This window comes from Rhodococcus sp. KRD175 (assembly GCF_017168275.1).
GTDB lineage: Bacteria > Actinomycetota > Actinomycetes > Mycobacteriales > Mycobacteriaceae > Rhodococcoides > Rhodococcoides fascians.
Genome location: NZ_JABFAQ010000004.1, coordinates 175045 through 191829, shown reverse-complemented (window position 1 = coordinate 191829; position 16785 = coordinate 175045). Strand labels below are relative to the sequence as shown.

Annotated in this window: 14 protein-coding genes; 9 read left to right on the top strand and 5 right to left on the bottom strand. The window is 65.9% G+C overall.

Annotation, left to right across the window (positions count from 1 at the left end; genetic code table 11):
• Positions 1-9: 9 nt before the first annotated feature.
• Positions 10-2283, bottom strand: a complete 2274-nt coding sequence (locus tag J1M81_RS26785) for a bifunctional diguanylate cyclase/phosphodiesterase (RefSeq protein WP_045841389.1) — start codon at positions 2281-2283, stop codon at positions 10-12.
• 134 nt (positions 2284-2417) lie between these two features.
• On the opposite strand from J1M81_RS26785, the gene dinB reads away from it, so the two are divergent.
• The gene (dinB, locus tag J1M81_RS05405) at positions 2418-3650 is read left to right on the top strand and encodes a DNA polymerase IV (protein WP_268987813.1); all 1233 of its coding nucleotides are present in this window, start codon (positions 2418-2420) and stop codon (positions 3648-3650) included.
• Here dinB and J1M81_RS05400 read toward each other — a convergent pair whose 3' ends face one another.
• Complete coding sequence (locus J1M81_RS05400) at positions 3651-5048, bottom strand: cytochrome P450 (RefSeq protein WP_032373672.1); 1398 nt, start codon at positions 5046-5048, stop codon at positions 3651-3653. It abuts the gene before it with no gap.
• Positions 5049-5143: 95 nt separating this feature from the next.
• Here J1M81_RS05400 and J1M81_RS05395 point away from each other — a divergent pair, with 95 nt between their 5' ends.
• The 3 genes from J1M81_RS05395 (at position 5144) to J1M81_RS05385 (ending at position 6819) form a co-directional block, all read left to right on the top strand.
• On the top strand, positions 5144-5719 hold the full coding sequence (locus J1M81_RS05395) for a TetR/AcrR family transcriptional regulator (RefSeq protein ID WP_027494321.1): 576 nt from the start codon (positions 5144-5146) through the stop codon (positions 5717-5719).
• A gap of 22 nt (positions 5720-5741) precedes the next feature.
• Positions 5742-6023, top strand: a complete 282-nt coding sequence (locus J1M81_RS05390; protein WP_032373673.1) for a DUF2277 domain-containing protein — start codon at positions 5742-5744, stop codon at positions 6021-6023.
• 106 nt (positions 6024-6129) lie between these two features.
• On the top strand, positions 6130-6819 hold the full coding sequence (locus J1M81_RS05385) for a hypothetical protein (RefSeq protein ID WP_155288677.1): 690 nt from the start codon (positions 6130-6132) through the stop codon (positions 6817-6819).
• Between the two features lie 17 nt (positions 6820-6836).
• Here the strand turns inward: J1M81_RS05385 and J1M81_RS05380 are convergent, their stop codons facing one another.
• A complete protein-coding gene (locus tag J1M81_RS05380; protein ID WP_027494318.1) occupies positions 6837-8000 on the bottom strand; it encodes a globin domain-containing protein in 1164 nt (387 codons plus the stop codon).
• 213 nt (positions 8001-8213) lie between these two features.
• Between J1M81_RS05380 and clpB the strand changes: the two genes are divergently transcribed.
• From clpB to pyrE, 5 genes are all read left to right on the top strand, one after another.
• Complete coding sequence (gene clpB / locus J1M81_RS05375; RefSeq protein WP_032373675.1) at positions 8214-10760, top strand: ATP-dependent chaperone ClpB; 2547 nt, start codon at positions 8214-8216, stop codon at positions 10758-10760.
• A 102-nt stretch (positions 10761-10862) separates the two neighbouring features.
• A complete protein-coding gene (locus tag J1M81_RS05370; protein WP_052062951.1) occupies positions 10863-11768 on the top strand; it encodes a DUF5666 domain-containing protein in 906 nt (301 codons plus the stop codon).
• Positions 11769-11927: 159 nt separating this feature from the next.
• Positions 11928-12896, top strand: coding sequence for a hypothetical protein (locus J1M81_RS05365; protein WP_032400300.1), 969 nt, complete (start codon positions 11928-11930; stop codon positions 12894-12896).
• 57 nt (positions 12897-12953) lie between these two features.
• Positions 12954-13529, top strand: coding sequence for a LemA family protein (locus J1M81_RS05360; RefSeq protein WP_032400290.1), 576 nt, complete (start codon positions 12954-12956; stop codon positions 13527-13529).
• Between the two features lie 102 nt (positions 13530-13631).
• Entirely contained in the window at positions 13632-14180 is a 549-nt protein-coding gene (gene pyrE, locus J1M81_RS05355; RefSeq protein ID WP_032400291.1) for an orotate phosphoribosyltransferase, read from the top strand.
• A gap of 58 nt (positions 14181-14238) precedes the next feature.
• On the opposite strand, the gene J1M81_RS05350 is transcribed toward pyrE, so the two are convergent.
• Together J1M81_RS05350 and J1M81_RS05345 are read right to left on the bottom strand one after the other, a co-directional pair.
• Complete coding sequence (locus J1M81_RS05350; RefSeq protein WP_230593448.1) at positions 14239-14736, bottom strand: class F sortase; 498 nt, start codon at positions 14734-14736, stop codon at positions 14239-14241.
• Positions 14737-14833: 97 nt separating this feature from the next.
• The gene (locus J1M81_RS05345) at positions 14834-16678 is read right to left on the bottom strand and encodes a hypothetical protein (protein ID WP_045841390.1); all 1845 of its coding nucleotides are present in this window, start codon (positions 16676-16678) and stop codon (positions 14834-14836) included.
• Positions 16679-16785 lie beyond the last annotated feature (107 nt).

The window sequence follows — 16785 nt, the reverse complement described above, 5'->3', positions numbered from 1 at the left end:
TGGCTTCGGTCATGATATCCGTTCTCCGATAACAGTTTTCAAGTTCTCGTTCAGTTCGTCGACGAGGGCGGGCAGGTGCTCGCCGGGGGTGGGGCGGCCCAGATGGAAGCCCTGCGCCCGTCCGCATCGCAGCTCACGCAACACCGATACCGTCCTTTCGTCCTCTACGCCCTCTGCGGTCACCGACAGTCCCAGTGTGCGCGCCAGTTCGATGGTCGAGCGAACGATGGCGGCGTGAGTGGCATTGTGCGACATTCCGCTGACGAACGTTCGATCTATCTTGAGTTCCTGGACCGGGAGGCGCTCGATGTAGGCCAGGGAACTGTAGCCCGTGCCGTAATCGTCGATGGCGACCTGCACTCCCATGGCGTGCAGACCGGCCAGCACCTCGGTGGCACCGGCGGGGTCGGTCATCGCCGAGCTCTCGGTCACCTCCAAGGTCAACTGCTCTGCAGGGCAATCGAACTCGGACAGGGCTCGGGACACGTGGAAGATCAGACTGTCGTCGAACAGGTTTCGGGTGGAGATGTTGACGGCCATGCGCAGGTGCAGGCCCGATGCCGCCCATCGCTGTCGTTCCGCCAGGGCTTGCTCGAGAACGTAGCGGGTCAGTGGGCGGATCAGTCCGGTGTGCTCGGCCGTGGGCAGAAATGCGCTGGGAGAGAGAATGTCTCCGCTCGGGTGGTGCCAACGCAGCAGTGCTTCGACCCCCACCACGGTCATCGAGTCCAGATCGACCTGGGGCTGATAGCGCAGTCTCAGTTGATCCGACGCGAGGGCGGCGGTGAGCTCGCCCAGCATGATCAACTGCTCGCTCTTGTCCCGGTCCATGGACCGGTCGTAGTACGCGACGCGCGATTGCACGGTCTTCGCGGCCTGCACGGCGAGGTCGGCGCGCTGCACCAGACGGTCGGGTGTGGCGTCGTCCTCGGCGACGCCCACCGGGGCGTTCGTCGCCACCCCGACGCTCGCTTCGATGAGCAGCGACATGTTGCCCACCTCGAACGGCGTCGAAAATTGTTCGAGTATGTCGCGGGCGAGGGCTTCGGGATCCATCGAATCCGATTCACCGCACAGCGCAAATTCGTCACCGGCCAAGCGTGCCAACAAGATCGCGTCGTCGCCTACCGTGCGCAGTCGGGTGGCGACGGCGGCCAACACCTGATCTCCGAGGCCCCGTCCGAACGTGTCGTTGATTTCGGTGAAGCGGTCGATGTCGACCGTCAGCAACGTCGATTCACCGGCGTTGCCGTAGATCTTGTGTTCGAGGGCGCGCAGGTTGGCCAGCCCGGTGAGGTGGTCGGTGTCGGCTACGGCACGGAGCTGAACGGTCTGGGTGTGCAGCAGCCGCAGCAGGTCGGTGATGCGCAGGATCACCAGGACCACCAGAATGCCCGCGCACAGCATGACCGCCCATCCCCACTGTGCGATCGGCTTCTCGCGCACGACTTCGACGACCATCACGGCGGGGGCGGTGAGCGTGGCGGCGGTCAGCACGACGACGGACGGTGTGGTGAACGACGCCATCAGGTGGGCGTCGGATTCGATGGTGGGACTGGTGATTCTCCGCATCGACGGGTGGAGTGCGGCGACGCCGATGAGGACGTAGGACAGCGTCCATCCCGCGTCGAGCAGCGAGCGGTCGGCCGAGGAATCGGACACGATGGAGAAGTTGTTGACGGTGTCGGTGACGACGAGCAGGACCACCGCCGCGGTGAGCAGTCGGTAGGACAGTGCCCGCCACTGACGAGAGCCGACGAAGTGGGCGAGCAACCCGAGCAGAAAGATGTCCATCGCGGGATAGGCGACATCGACCAGCCCGGCGACGCCGGAAATGCCGTCCCCATCCAGCGACGGTTGGACCGCAAAAACCCAGGTGAGCAGTGCGAATGCGACCATCACGATAGCGCTGTTGGCGATGTGGCCGCGTTCGCTCGCCCTCCACTTGTGCCGGACCAGCAGAAACAGTCCGAAACCGTAGATCGGGTAGCCGACGAGGTAGAGCGCGTCGGCGAGCGACGGGTAGGACGCGACGCCTCCGCCGGCGTGAAGCCACTCGTAGACGATGTCGCCGAGCACCCACACCGCGGTGCCCGCGGCGACGCTCCACCAGGCGGTTCGGTTGCGCGGACGGTTGAGCCTCGTTCCCACGATCGTGGCGGCGACGGCGGACGCCCCGACCACGACGAAAATCGATTGCGACCAGACGGAGTCGGGCACCGCGAAGTAGGCGATGCAGCCGAGTACGCCGAGTGCTCCGTACCACCGCCACCAGGCCGTCACAGTTGTCTCCAGCCGTTCGCGTGATCCGACGACTCAACAATGGCACATCAGGTGACCTGGGTCACTTTCTCGGGGTGTTTTTCGGGCTCGATGCAGGTAACGGGGATGTCGGTGCCTCGTGGGAGCATGAAATCGTGGAGTCGAACGCCGGGAAGGCGAAGAGCGGGGAAGCGAGCATCATGCACGCCGATCTCGACTCCTTCTATGCCTCGGTGGAGCAGCGAGACGACCCGCGGCTGCGGGGAAAACCGGTGATCGTCGGCGGGGGAGTGGTACTCGCGGCCAGCTACGAGGCCAAGGCCTTCGGGGTACGCACCGCGATGAGCGGTGGGCAGGCGCGGGCGGTCTGTCCGCAGGCGATCGTCGTGCCTCCGCGTATGGAGGCGTACTCCCAGGCGAGCAAGGACGTGTTCGACGTCTTTCACGACACGACGCCGCTCGTCGAGGGAATCTCCATCGACGAGGCCTTTCTCGACGTCGGAGGCCTGCGCAAGATAGCGGGCAGTGCACTCGACATCGGGCAGCAACTGCGCCGCGACGTCGCCGAACAGGTCGGGCTCCCGATCACCGTCGGGATTGCCACCACCAAGTTCCTGGCGAAGGTGGCCAGTGCGTTCGCCAAACCCGACGGGCTGCTGTTGGTGCCACCCGGTGGTGAACTCGAGTTCCTGCACCCGCTGAACATCGAACGGCTGTGGGGCGTCGGCAAGGTCACCGCCGAGAAGCTGCACGTGCTCGACATCCGAACCGTGGGAGACATCGCGGCCTACGGCGAGAGATCGCTGGCCTCGGTGTTGGGAAAGGGCGCAGGAGCGCACCTGTACGCACTGGCCATGGGCCGAGATCCGCGCCGCGTGCAGCCCGGAAAGTCGCGTAGTTCCATCGGTGCCCAACGGGCCCTGGGCCGCGGGCGGCACGACGCGGCCGAGGTGGAGGCGTCGTTGATCGGCCTCGTCGATCGCGTCACGCACCGAATGCGGGGCGCGCAGCGGACCGGCCGAACCGTGATGTTGCGCTTGCGGTTTGCCGATTTCACTCGGGCCACCCGATCGCACACCCTCGATCGCGCCACCGCCGACACCCGGGACATCCTCGATGCCGCACTCGAGCTGCTGCACGAGGCGGCTCCGCTGATCGCGGAGAAGGGCATCACGCTGGTCGGGGTGACGGTCTCGAGCATCGACAGGGGTGGAGCCGAGCAACTGGAACTGCAGTTCGACGCCCCCTCGGTACGCAGACCACCCGAGGCGTCGGCTCTCGACCGTGCGTTGGACGGGGTGCACAAGAAGTTCGGGTCGACGTCGCTGACGCGCGGGGTACTGCTCGGACGAGACCCGGGGGTATCGGTACCGCTGCTGCCGGACTGACTACGTGCGCACCGTGGGCTGCACCCGAAAGCCCTCGGGCATCATGGTCAGCCGCTCCGTGACCTTCAGCCGATACGACGGGTCGGCCTGCAGATCGAAGCGTTGCAGCACGGTGCCGAGTACCAGTACGGCCTCATGGACGGCGAATTGCCTTCCGATGCATGCTCTTTCGCCCGTCCCGAAGGGCTTGTACACGTGCGCCGGCCGAGCTTTGATGCGGGCGGGCAGAAAGTTGTCGGGGTCGAATTTCTCCGGCCGATCGCCCCACACCGGATCTCGATGCAGTGCCGTCGCGAGCACGATCGCCCAGTCTCCTGCCGCCATGGGGTAGCCGTCGCCGATGACGGTGTCGGCTCGTGCGCCGCGTCCGAACGCGGGAACCGTCGGCCACAGGCGCAGTGATTCGTCCAGGACTCGGCGGACGTACCGGAGTTTGGGGACCTGGCCGAACTCCGGCTTGTCCGTCCCCCAGATTTCGTCCACCTCGGCCCGGGCACGTTCGAAGACCTCGGGGTGGGTGGCCAGGAAGTACAGTGCGAAAGACAATGCGCCAGAGGTGGTCTCGTGCCCGGCGATCAAGAACGTCAGAATCTGGTGGCCGATGTTGGTTTCGCTCAATGCATTCGGGTTGTCGGCCTCGCGCGCCGCGTCCATCATGATCTGCAGTAGGTCGGTGAAGTCCCCGTCGGACTGTCGACGAGTACGTACGACGTCGGTGAGTACCTCGGCCAGGTACTTCTTGTTCTGCTCGTATCGGCGGTCCGATCGGGCGAACAGCGGCGCGGCGAACGCCGGGATCGACACCAACGCCCGCCGTTGGTTGTACGTCAGTGCGCCGACCATCGCGGACACGAACGGGTGTGGTTCGGCGCGGGTGAACGAGCCGAAGCTGTAGCTGAATCCGGTGCGTCCGATGGTCTCGAGTGTCAGCTTCGTCATGTCCGAGGACACGTCGGTCGTCGACGCGTCGCGTGAACGTTCGGTCCAATGCTCGATCAGATCGTCCGCGACGTTCACCATGATGTCGTGGTAGCCCCGCATGGCTCCGGCGGTGAACGCCGGCCGCAGCAGATCGTGGGCCCGTTGCCAATTGGGCTCGTCGTTGTAGGCGGTGAACAGGCCGTCGGCACCGATGTCGCGGAGGCGCTCGACGCCCGGCGGCAGGAACTTCTCGAAGCGGCGTTCGTCGCAGAGATCGCCGACCACGTCGGCACCCGAGGCGAAGACGAAGCGCTTGCCGAGGATGTGGCGCTCGAACATCGGTCCGAGCCGGGCGGCCAGAGCTGTCGAATCCTGGATCGGCGAGCGCGGGTCGACACCGATGACGTCGCCCAGTATCGGCAATCGATACGGCGGATGCGGTAGTACGCCGTCTCGTAGTGCGAATTCCGTCGACATGGCCGCTCTTCAGTCCCCGAACCGACTCGTTGAACCGGTGTCAAATAGTGACCGTACTCACCGTTGAACTCGTGTCAAGTAAGGTTCGAGACCCCATGACCACACCTCGAAAACGCATGACACCGGAGCAGCGGCGTGCGCAGCTGATCGAGATCGGGTCGACCCTGTTCGCCGAACGTCCCTACGAGGACGTGTGGATCGAGGAAGTGGCAGACCTGGCCGGGGTCTCACGGGGTCTGATGTACCACTACTTCCCGTCCAAACGGGAGTTCTTCGTCGAGATCGTGCGCACCGAATCCGAGCGCAACCTCGCCGTCACCGCCCCGGACCCGTCGTTGCCGGTCCTCGAGCAAATAGCCGCCGGACTCGACGCCTACATCGCCTACACCGACGAGCATGCGCACGGCGTCCGAGCGGTCAATCGAGGCGCGCTGCTCGGAGACGACCGCATCAACGACATTCTCACGCGCGAGTTCGACATCCAGCAGCAACGCATTCTCGACGCGCTGCCGGACGAGTTCCACGACGACGAGATGATCCGGGCCGCGCTCCGCGGGTGGGTGGCATTCGTCCGCGCGGTCTGTCACGACTGGGTGGAGCGCAGGACCCTGAAGAGGGAACAGGTTCGCGAGCTGTGTCTGAAGGCGATCGCAGGTCTTCTCGAGGTGTGACGTGCGGGTCTATCGTCGGGGAATGTGCCGAAACATCACCACCCTGCGGGGCTTGGAACCACACGCCACCGACGACGAGATCGAGGCTGCGGCGCGTCAGTACGTCCGCAAGATCAGCGGAGTGCAGAAGACGTCCGACGCCACCCGTGACGCGTTCGAGACGGCAGTTGCCGAGGTGACGGCCACGACGCATCGGCTGCTCGACGCCCTGCCGGACCGGCGGCAGCCACCCCCGACGGTGCCGCCGCTCAGGCGTCCGGAAGTGCAGGCGCGGATTGCCGCCAAGGCGGCTGCCGGGGCCTGACGCGCGCTAGCAGACCACTGCATCGAATGGATGGTTTTCCGCAGAATCGGACGCGCGATCGGGGTCGAGGGTGGCAAACTGGTCGAGTCAGGCGAAGGGGGTGACGATGACCGATCGACGACGACGCACGTTCGATTCCCGAGACGGTGACGCCGAAGTCGCCGAGCCGCTGCTGCGAGCGGTGTTGTCCTACGCGCCCCGCGACGAGTCCCCGATGCCCCATCCTTCCGAGGGCATCACCTTGCGGGCCGAGAACGGATCCGGTTCGATCCGCCTGGAATTGGCCATCGCCGACGAGCTCGGGGTAGGCGTACCGGGACCGTTCGGATCCAGATTCTACGAGTGTGGATCGTTCGAAGTGGTTGTGCCGCAACGAGACCCACGTGAGGGTGCGTTGTTGATGATTCACCTGCTCGAAGCCCAGGCGCCGCACCGATTCGAGTTCACCGCATCCATGCCTGCGTGTTGGGAGTTGCGGCTCGAGCGAGACGGTTCCGTATCGGTGCTCGACGACACGGGCGACGCAGTGATATTCATCGGCCGCCCTTGGGCTTTCGACTCCGACCTGCACCCGGTGCACGTGTACTACACCATCGAGAACGGCCTGCTGGTGCAGAATGTCGGAGCTACCTCCGACACCGGATACCCCATCCTCGTCGACCCCGATCCCGAGGCGATCATCACCGGAGACGGCAGGCTCGTCACCGAGAGCTGGACACCGCGGCTGGTCGTCGGAGGCATCGTCGAGGACCTCCCGCCGCGGTCGATCTCCAGACGAAAGATCATTCCCGGCTGAAAAGTGTTGCAGCGCAATCAGAACGGATCGTGCTGAATGTGCTCCATCGGCGTACCGACCTTGCGCAGTGCGTACAGCGTGGTGCGCACCATCGACGGCGATCCAGAGATCTGGATCTGCCGATCGGCCCACGAGCCGAACCGCGTCACCACCTTGCCTACCGGGCCGTGCAGCCGATGATGCATGCCCCACGGTAGTTCGCGCGTCGGACCCGAGTGCCACCACGGATCCTCGAGCTCCTCGGTCACCGGCACCACCGTCAGCCACGGATTCGACAACGACAGCTGCCACAGTGTGTCGAGGTCGTAGAGGTCGCACGGATACGTCCCGCTGACGAACAGATGCACCCGCGGATTGGTGCTGCGCTGGGCCATCTCCATCACCTGCGCGCGCAACGGCGCCAAACCGGTGCCCCCGGCGATCATCAGCACGTCCTCGCCGATCGTGCGATCGACGTGCATGCCGCCCAGCGGCGGGCTGATCAGCCAACGGTCGCCGACAGTCGTTTCGGTGACCATCGCCGGTGATACCCAGCCCCCGGATACGCGTCGAACATGGAACTCGATCTCGCCGTAGGGGTTGCTGGGAATGGCAGGGGACAGGTAGCGCCACAGTTTGGGCCGCTGCGGAATCTGCACACTGACGTACTGGCCGGGGAAGTAGGGAATCTCCCCGTCGGTCTTCAGTCGCACCACGGCCAGGTCGTCGAGCAAACGGTGATGTTCGACGACCGTCGCGCTCCAATACGGGGGCAGTTCGTCGTTGTCGGCGGCGGCGGCCATTGCGTTGCTCACCACGGTGAGGGCGTCTCGCCAGGCGGTCTCGACCTCGTCGGTCCACATCTCGGTGCCGGCGAAGCTCCGGAAGGCGCTGATCAGCGCCGAACTCCCCGCCCGGAAATGTGCCCCGGAAATTCCGTGCTTGCGGTGGTCCCGGCCCAGCTGTTCGAGGAACGGCTCGACGCGGTCGGCGTCGTCCAGATTGTCGAAGATGTACCCCAGTGCCAGGACGAAATGCTCGCGCAATGCGTCCATCGACGCCGGGAACAGGGAACGGAAGTCGGGATACTCGGCGAAAAGGTGAGCGTAGAACGACCGGGACAGCTGTTCGGGACCGTTCGGTGCAGCCGCTACCGACTTGAATCCGGTGCGGACCAGGGAGACCGTGCGTGCGTCGAGCAACCTCCACCCCCACCGATTGACACCTACGACCGTCACCAAAGTAGACCGATCGAGACTTTCGCGCATCAGGGCTTCGCCCTCGTGCGCGTCTTGCGCCCCTCCAGGTACGCAAAACGCGCACGAGAAAAATCAAGGTTGAGCGGAACAGACTCAACTTGTCTATGGTTGTACCCAGCGACACGCTCGAACCCCACACTGGAAAGAAGGTGACCGGTGGACAGTTTCACTCCCACCACGAAGTCGCAGGCAGCACTTTCGGCTGCCCTGCAGGCCGCATCCGCGGCCGGTAACCCGGATATTCGTCCGGCACATTTGTTGGTGGCGTTGCTCGATCAGACCGACGGCATCGCCACACCATTGCTGAAGGCCGTCGGCGTCGACCCCGCAACGGTGCGTCGAGAAGCGCAGAACCTCGTCGACCGCCTGCCCTCGGCGTCCGGTTCGACCACCACTCCGCAACTCGGCCGTGAAACCCTCGCCGCGATCACCGCAGCGCAGCACCTGGCCACCGAACTGGACGACGAGTTCGTCTCCACCGAACACCTCATGGTGGGTCTCGCGACCGGAAACGACGACGTCGCCAAGCTCCTCTCCGGCCATGGTGCCGGAGCCAACGAGCTGCGCGACGCGTTCCAGGCGGTCCGCGGCAGTGCCCGCGTCACCAGCGCGGATCCGGAGAACACCTACCAGGCGCTGGAGAAGTACAGCACCGACCTGACGGCGCTCGCCCGAGAAGGCAAGCTCGATCCCGTCATCGGCCGAGACACCGAAATCAGGCGTGTCGTCCAGGTGCTGTCCCGGCGCACCAAGAACAACCCGGTGCTCATCGGTGAACCCGGCGTCGGCAAGACGGCCATCGTCGAAGGACTCGCCCAGCGCGTCATCGCCGGTGACGTTCCGGAGAGCCTGCGCGGTAAGACCGTCGTCTCGCTCGATCTCGGATCGATGGTCGCGGGTGCGAAGTTCCGCGGTGAGTTCGAGGAGCGGCTCAAGGCCGTGCTCGACGACATCAAGAACTCCGCAGGCCAGGTCATCACGTTCATCGACGAGCTGCACACCATTGTCGGAGCCGGCGCGACCGGTGAATCGGCGATGGACGCGGGCAACATGATCAAGCCGATGCTTGCTCGCGGCGAGCTCCGACTCGTCGGCGCGACCACCCTCGAGGAGTACCGCAAGTACATCGAGAAGGACGCCGCCCTCGAACGCCGCTTCCAGCAGGTCTACGTCGGGGAGCCGTCGGTCGAGGACACCGTCGGCATCCTGCGCGGACTCAAGGAACGCTACGAGGTGCACCACGGCGTCCGCATCACGGACTCCGCCCTGGTGGCCGCCGCGACCCTCAGCGACCGGTACATCACGGCCCGGTTCCTGCCGGACAAGGCCATCGACCTCGTCGACGAGGCTGCATCACGTCTGCGCATGGAGATCGACTCGCGCCCCGTCGAGATCGACGAGGTGGAACGAGCCGTCCGCCGCCTCGAGATCGAGGAGATGGCCCTGGCCAAGGAGACCGACGACGCCTCGAAGGCCCGGCTGGACAAGCTGCGTCAGGAACTCGCCGACCTGCGGGAGAAGCTGGCCGAGCTCAGCACGCGGTGGCAGAACGAGAAGAACGCCATCGACTCGGTGCGGGTGCTCAAGGAAGAACTCGAGAACCTGCGCGGAGAATCCGATCGCGCCGAACGCGACGGTGATCTCGGCAAGGCCGCCGAACTGCGGTACGGCCGGATCCCGACCCTGGAGAAGGAGCTCGCGGCCAAGACCGAGGACTCACCTGCCCAGGGCGACGTGATGCTCAAGGAGGAGGTAGGCCCGGACGACGTCGCCGACGTGGTGGCGGCGTGGACCGGAATTCCGGCCGGCCGAATGCTGGAAGGCGAGACCGCCAAGCTGCTGCGGATGGAAGACGAACTCGGCAAGCGAGTCGTCGGACAGAAAGATGCAGTGCAAGCGGTGTCCGACGCCGTCCGACGGGCCCGCGCCGGGGTGGCCGACCCGAACCGTCCGACGGGCTCGTTCCTGTTCCTCGGACCCACCGGCGTCGGTAAGACCGAGCTCGCGAAAGCGTTGGCGGAGTTCCTCTTCGACGACGAACGCGCGATGGTGCGCATCGACATGAGTGAGTACAGCGAGAAGCACGCCGTCGCCAGGCTCGTCGGTGCCCCTCCGGGCTACGTCGGCTACGAGGCCGGCGGGCAGCTGACCGAGGCGGTACGCAGGCGTCCGTACACGGTGGTGCTCTTCGACGAGGTGGAGAAGGCACACCCGGATGTGTTCGACATCCTGCTGGCCGTGCTCGACGAGGGCAGGCTCACCGACGGTCAGGGCCGCACGGTCGACTTCCGCAACACGATCCTGATCCTCACCTCGAACCTCGGTGCCGGCGGTACCAAGGACGAAGTGATGGACGCGGTGCGGCGCTCGTTCAAGCCCGAGTTCGTCAACCGGCTCGACGACGTCGTCGTGTTCGACGCACTGTCGGAGGACCAGCTCGAGTCGATCGTCGACATCCAGCTCGGCTTCCTCGCGAACCGTCTGGCAGCTCGTCGACTGACTCTCGACGTGTCGTCGCCTGCCAAGATGTGGCTGGCCGTACGCGGTTACGACCCGCTGTACGGTGCTCGACCGCTTCGCCGACTGATTCAGCAGGCAATCGGCGACCAGCTGGCGAAGCTCCTCCTCTCCGGTGACGTGCACGACGGCGACGTGGTGCCCGTCAACGTCAGCCCCGACGGCGAACGGCTCATCCTGGGCTAACGCCCGAGCCGGCAACCAGCCAGAGCAGGCCCGCACGAGACCTCGTGCGGGCCTGCTCTCGGTTGCCACTGTCGACGTTCTCGGCGTGGGTACCCTCGTGGAATGACAAATCCGGACGACCCGCGAGCACCCCGAGATCGCGATCAGGACGCGGCGCAGCAGCCGGAGTCATCTCAGCCGACCCAGGACTACGGGCACCCAGGCGCCCAGCAGTACCCGGATGCCCAGCAGTATCCGGATGCCCAGCAGTATCCGGGCGCTCAGCCGACGGAGGCGTATCCGACCCAGGCCTACGGCAATCCGGACCCGCAGGCGTACCCACCGGGCTACCAGCCGACGCAGGCGTTCCCGCCCTTCGACCCGGCGCAGCAGGCGGCCGCGAACCAGGCCTACGGACAGGCCCCGGGATACGACACCCAGCAGTTCGGTCACACCCAGCAGTTCGGTCACACCCAGCAGTTCGGTCACACCCAGCAGTTCGGTGGTGCGCCGCCGCCGCAGGAGCCGAACAGCGTCGATTCCGGCAGTAAGGGGCCCCGTCCGTGGGTTCTGGCCCTGATCGGGCTCGTTGTGCTCGTCATCGTCGTCTCGTTCGGGATTGCGTTTCTGAGCGGAGGGCGCGACGAACCGGGCACCACCGCCGCGGCACCGTCCACCTCCATCCGGCCCTCGCCGTCCAGCGCGCCCACGACCACGCCGCGGCCCACGGAATCGGGTGCGACAACCACACCCGAGCTCATCCCCGGCGGTATTCCCGAGATCCTCGGCCAGCTCGGCTCATCGGTGGGAACGATCAACGCCAACGACGGTTCGACTCTGACGCTCGACGGCCTCGACGGCGCTCCGGTCACAGTGCAGACCACACCGCAGACCCAGATAATCTCGTTGTCCGGTCGCGATCTCGCGTCGTTGGCCGTCGGTGCTTTCGTCGTGGTGCAGGGCGAGGCCGTCGAGAACGGAATCATCCGTGCGAACGTCATCATCGAGACCCCCAAGCTCGGAGGGTAAGGCGGGAGTGGAGCCTGCGGAATGACCCTGAGGTGAGGCGGGAGTGGAGCCTGCGGAATCTCGCTCATATCCGTGCGGCTTCCATGACCGTTCACAGGAGTCGGCGGCCGTGGACGGGCGCGAGGTGGAAGTCGATTAAGGTGGTTCGCGATGACGGCAATGTGGTTCGGCCTGGCGGTAATTGCACTCGTGGGCGCAGCAGCGCTGCTCTACATCGACCGATCCAAGCGAGATCGATCCGGTCGGGTACGGCAGATGTGGGCCAAGGCCCAGGGGTACGAGTACCGACCCCACGACCGAGAGCTGGTCACCCAGTTCTCGCGCGCCGCGCTGTCCAAGCCCGAGTTCGATGTGGCTCTCGGCGTCGTCACCGGAGTTCGGCGTGGTGAGGAGTTCGTACTCTTCGACGTCGAGGAGACGGGCACCATCGTGGCCGTGCAGCGTTCCGTCGGCTCCGATGTCGATATCGACCTGAGGCCCCGCTCGACGCCACCTCCGCGCGACGAGGACATGCAACTTCTCGGGTCCATCGGACCGCGAGTGGTGTTCGCCACCGACGTCGACATCGCTCGTCGTGTCTGTGACCAGCGGATGGCGGCGTTCACCGAGTCGATTCCCGAGAATCTGCAGCTGTTGTGGAGTGAACAGGACTGGACTCTCGGATCGATGCCCCTGACCAGCTCGGGGCGCGATTGGGATGCCGCGATCGATGCGGTGGCGCGACTGTCGGGGATGCTGCACGTTCTGCCGCCGGTCCGCGGTAGCGCCGTGTACGGCTCGCGTCCGGGCGGCGGCGAGTCCGTTCGTGATCGAAGCGATCCGGGTCGACCGTTGGTGCAGGAACCGCGCGTCGGACCGCCCCGCAACCAGCAGTCCGGGAACGTCCCGCCGCGCAGTGTAGAACCGCGCAGCGTGGAGCCGCCCAATATAGAACCGCGCGGTGTGGAGACGAGAAGTCCTGCTGCCGATTCTCGTCCGCAGGAGGCGACTCGACGGCCGAGTCCACCGAGGCCGGATCAGAGCGGACCGCAGGCCACGCGATCGGTGAATCCGGTGCGACCGGTGCCGCGTCCGCCCGTGTCCCGTCCGATTCCGTTCGATGCGGATCGGCGACGCAACCAACCCTGATCATTCTCGGGCGTGCCTACCGGCCTCGGCGGCCGGGCACCGTTAAATTCGTACCTCGTGACGGTTTTCTCGGGCGTTGTGGTCCTCGTGCTGGTACTCGTCGTTCTCGGTTACGTCCTGAGTGTGGTGCGCCGCCTCGCGCGGTACCGCGGTCTGGCCGAGCAGAGCGCACGGCTCGTCGACATCGAGCTCGAGCGTCGATACGAGCAACTGCAACCGTTTCTGACTGCGGCCGAGTCGGCGGACCTGTCGGGCGACCTGCAGCGTCAGCTCGCCGGAGCGCGTTCGTGGTCCAAGGCAGTCCGTGATCGCGGACTGGGCCTGCAGGCGCAGGCTGCCGCCGAGAACGCTCTGTCCGCCGCCTTCCATGCGGTTCTCGACGACGCCGAAGCGCGCCGCAGTGTCGTCGGCAACTGGGCGTTCCAGGGGCCGGCCGGCGAACTGACGGTCACCGAGAAGCGGATTGCCGGCGCGGTGCGGGTGTACAACGACACGGCGTATCAGCTGTCCGAGGCCGTCGGATCGTTCCCCTCGTCGCTGGTCGCGAAGGCTCGCTCGGTGACCGCGCCCGAACCGTTCGTCGAAACCAAGGAGTCCCTGGACGAGCACCGCGCCGCCGAGGTCGCCGCGTAGGGGAGCGCTGCGCCCAGTACCCGGGTGCGGGTGGTCGAGAATCTCGGTGGGTAAGTTCGTACCGACCCGACCGCCTCAGGGCACGACGAGAGGAACCCGAACATGGCCGACAGCGCTGCGAATTCGGACAGGCAGGAACTGGCCGATCTGGTGAAAGAGCTCGCCGTCGTGCACGGGAAGGTGACGTTGTCCTCGGGCAAGGAGGCCGACTACTACGTGGATCTGCGTCGGGCGACGCTCCATCACCGCGCAGGTACATTGATCGGTTCGCTGATGCGCGAACTCGTCGCCGACTGGGATTTCGCGTCGGTCGGCGGTTTGACGATGGGCGCAGATCCCGTCGCGATGGCGATCATGCACGCGCAGGGCCGGCCGATCGACGCATTCGTGGTGCGCAAGGCAGCGAAGGCGCACGGCATGCAGCGTCAGATCGAGGGACCGGACATCGTCGGCAAACGTGTTCTCGTAGTGGAAGATACGACGACGACCGGCAATTCGCCCCTGACCGCAGTTCGAGCCCTGCGCGACGCGGGCGCGACGGTGGTCGGGGTCGCCACAGTCGTGGATCGGGCGACGGGTGCGGACGATGTCATCGCCGCCGAAGGGCTGGTATACCGATCACTGCTGGGCTTGGCAGACCTCGGTCTGTAGCCACTGTCGCGGCCGGACCGGGGGCCCGGCCGCGACAGTGATTGTCTACAAGCCTGTTTCAGCGAATCAACTGCGCGACGACGACGAAGTTGTCGTCGGTCGGCTCGCCGCCTTGAACGTCGCAGTTGGCCAGGATCAATCGACCGGACACCGATTTGCGGAGTTCGTTGTCCGCCAACAGTGATCCCTTCGGCAGGGGTCCTACGGTTTCGACTGCGTACTCCACAGTGCCGTTGGCCGTGCGTAATACGACGGTGTCTCCCGGTGCCACCACTCGGAGTGCCTTGAACGGGGCGTCCCGCTTCGAATAGTTGTGTCCGGCAACAACTACCGTCTGCTCGGTCGAGGTGCCCGGCATGCCACTCTCGGCCCACCAGGCCGGTAGTTCGTCCACCGGGTTCAGCACCTGCCCGCTTTCCCCGCCGCGATAGAGGGGGTCCGGATGAATGGGACTGCTCAGATAGGTCGACCCGTCCGCCGAGCGCAGCTCGATGTACTCCGGTCGAGAGGGGGCGACATCGCCCGTCGGTGCAGCCCCCGAGATCTGTGACTGCACCGGCGAACGATCGGGTGCGGCGATCCCGACTTCGTCACTCGCACAACCTGATACGAGAAGAACGAACGTCAGGATCGCCGTCCACAGCCAGCGGGTGTTACGAGGTGGCATCGGTGGAGCTGCGGCGACGCAGGTAGAACGCGCCACCGGCAGCTGCGACGACGACCACGCCGACACCGGCCAGGATCACCGGGGTGTTCGACGAGCTGTCCGAAGCGCCCGACGCCTCGTTCGAGGAATCGCCGAGTGCCAGATCGACCGGCGGGAGCTCTCCGGCCACGCTGACGACGCCGTTGTCGTCGGTGGTGAAGTAGTCCGCGACGGTGAAGGATCCGTCCTCGTTCTTGACGCCGACGAGCGAGACTCCGGTCTTGTCGACGACGACGGTGTTCTCGTCGACCTCGGTGACGGGTACGTCTTCCTTCACGGTGTTGCCGAGGTTGATGGTCCACTCGAACTTCGGTCCGCTGGCTGCCAATTCGGCTGCCTCGGCCTTGAGATCGGCCTCGGCCTTCGCCTTGGCGTCGGCTTCGGTCTTGGCGGCCGTTGCGGCGTCCTGAGCCGTCTTCAGCGTGGCTGCTGCCTCCGTGGCCTTGGTCTTGGCGGTCGCGGCTGCGTCGGTCTTGGCCTGCAGGTCGGCGTTCGCCGTCTCGACGGCCGTATTCGCCGTCACCAGTGCCGCTGCGGCTGCGTCGGCCTTGGCCTGCAACTCGGCGACATCGGCGTCCGACGGCGCGGAATCGAGTGCAGCCTGGGCAGCGGTTGCCGCCTCGGCCTTGGCGTCGGCATCGGCCTTTGCTGCGTCGGCTGCAGTGCGGGCGTCGGCTGCGGCCTTCTCGGATGCAGTGTCTTCACCTGCGGCGGCCTCGGCGGCGGCTTCGAGGTTCTTCGCGTTCTGCTCGGCCACTGCAGCCACTGCGGCAGCGGTCTGAGCCTCGATGTTCAGTGCCAGCGACTTCGCGGCAGTGGCAGCGGCAGCGCGAACTGCAGCGGTCACCTTGGCGAGATTGAAGTTCTTGAACGAATCCTGAACAGCGGTAACGGAATCCGCGAGTGCCTTGTTCGATGCGTCGGCATCGACCTTGGCGGTGGCGGCGAGTTCGGCCTTCGCGTCGGCGTCTGCACGAGCCGCCTCGGCTGCGGCGGTGGCGTCGGGGTCGCCCGAGACGGCTGCGGCTTCGAGCTCCTTCGCCTTCGCCTCTGCCTCGGCTGCGACTGTTGCAGCGCTGTCGGCGGCGGCCTTGGTTTCGTCGGCCTTGGTCTTCAGTTCGGCAGCGGTGTTCTTCGCTGCGGTGACCGCTGCGCTCGCTGCTGCGCTCTCGACCTTGGCGTTCGAGGCGGCCGTGACGGCGGCCTTGGCCTTGACGTCTGCCTCGGCAGCAGCAACCTCGGCCTTGGTGGCGTCGGTGCTCGCGGTGGCCTCGGCTGCCTTGGCCGTCTCGAGTCGTACCTGGGCGGCAGCCGATGCGGCTGCAGCTTCCTTGCTGGCGGCCTCGGCGTCGGCGATCGCCTTCTTCTCGGCGTCGGACAACTGCGGAATGACATCGAGATTGACTGTGGCCGTGCCGTCTTCGTTGAACACGACGCCGCCGGTGATCTGCGGCAGTGGACGAACGGCGGAGGGGGCTTCGGGTGTCGGGACTGCGGCTGCGGCGGCCGCGGCTGCGTCCTCGGACGTGACGGCCGGGACAGGTGCGTCGATCTGTCCTTCGGCTGTTGCGGTGCCCGATCCTTCTACTGCGGCACCCTGTTCGCCTGTGGGAGCGGCGGGTTCGACGCTTTCGGATTCTTCGCCCGCCGGTGCTTGAACCTCGGAGCTCTCTGGGGGCTCTTGTTGAGCACTGGCGATTCCCGGTGCGGCGATGGACAGGGACAGTGCCATGGCGGCCCCGGCTGCGGCGAGGCGCGCCTTCTTGGACCTGGCGATCGACTTCTGCGACATGGAGATTGTGGCCCTTCGGTCAGTGGCAGCAGTGAGCTGCGCGCACCCGTCCTCCCACGCGGAACGAGTGTTGTTGGTGAGTCACACGAACAACCGTGATGACGTGA

Excerpts from the sequence above, each read along its gene's own strand:
- pyrE (WP_032400291.1), top strand. The coding sequence starts at position 13,632 with ATGGCCGACAGCGCTGCGAATTCGGACAGGCAGGAACTGGCCGATCTG.
- J1M81_RS05385 (WP_155288677.1), top strand. The coding sequence starts at position 6,130 with ATGACCGATCGACGACGACGCACGTTCGATTCCCGAGACGGTGACGCC.
- J1M81_RS05395 (WP_027494321.1), top strand. The coding sequence starts at position 5,144 with ATGACCACACCTCGAAAACGCATGACACCGGAGCAGCGGCGTGCGCAG.
- J1M81_RS05345 (WP_045841390.1), bottom strand. The coding sequence starts at position 16,678 with ATGTCGCAGAAGTCGATCGCCAGGTCCAAGAAGGCGCGCCTCGCCGCA.
- J1M81_RS05370 (WP_052062951.1), top strand. The coding sequence starts at position 10,863 with ATGACAAATCCGGACGACCCGCGAGCACCCCGAGATCGCGATCAGGAC.
- J1M81_RS05390 (WP_032373673.1), top strand. The coding sequence starts at position 5,742 with ATGTGCCGAAACATCACCACCCTGCGGGGCTTGGAACCACACGCCACC.
- J1M81_RS05400 (WP_032373672.1), bottom strand. The coding sequence starts at position 5,048 with ATGTCGACGGAATTCGCACTACGAGACGGCGTACTACCGCATCCGCCG.
- J1M81_RS05365 (WP_032400300.1), top strand. The coding sequence starts at position 11,928 with ATGTGGTTCGGCCTGGCGGTAATTGCACTCGTGGGCGCAGCAGCGCTG.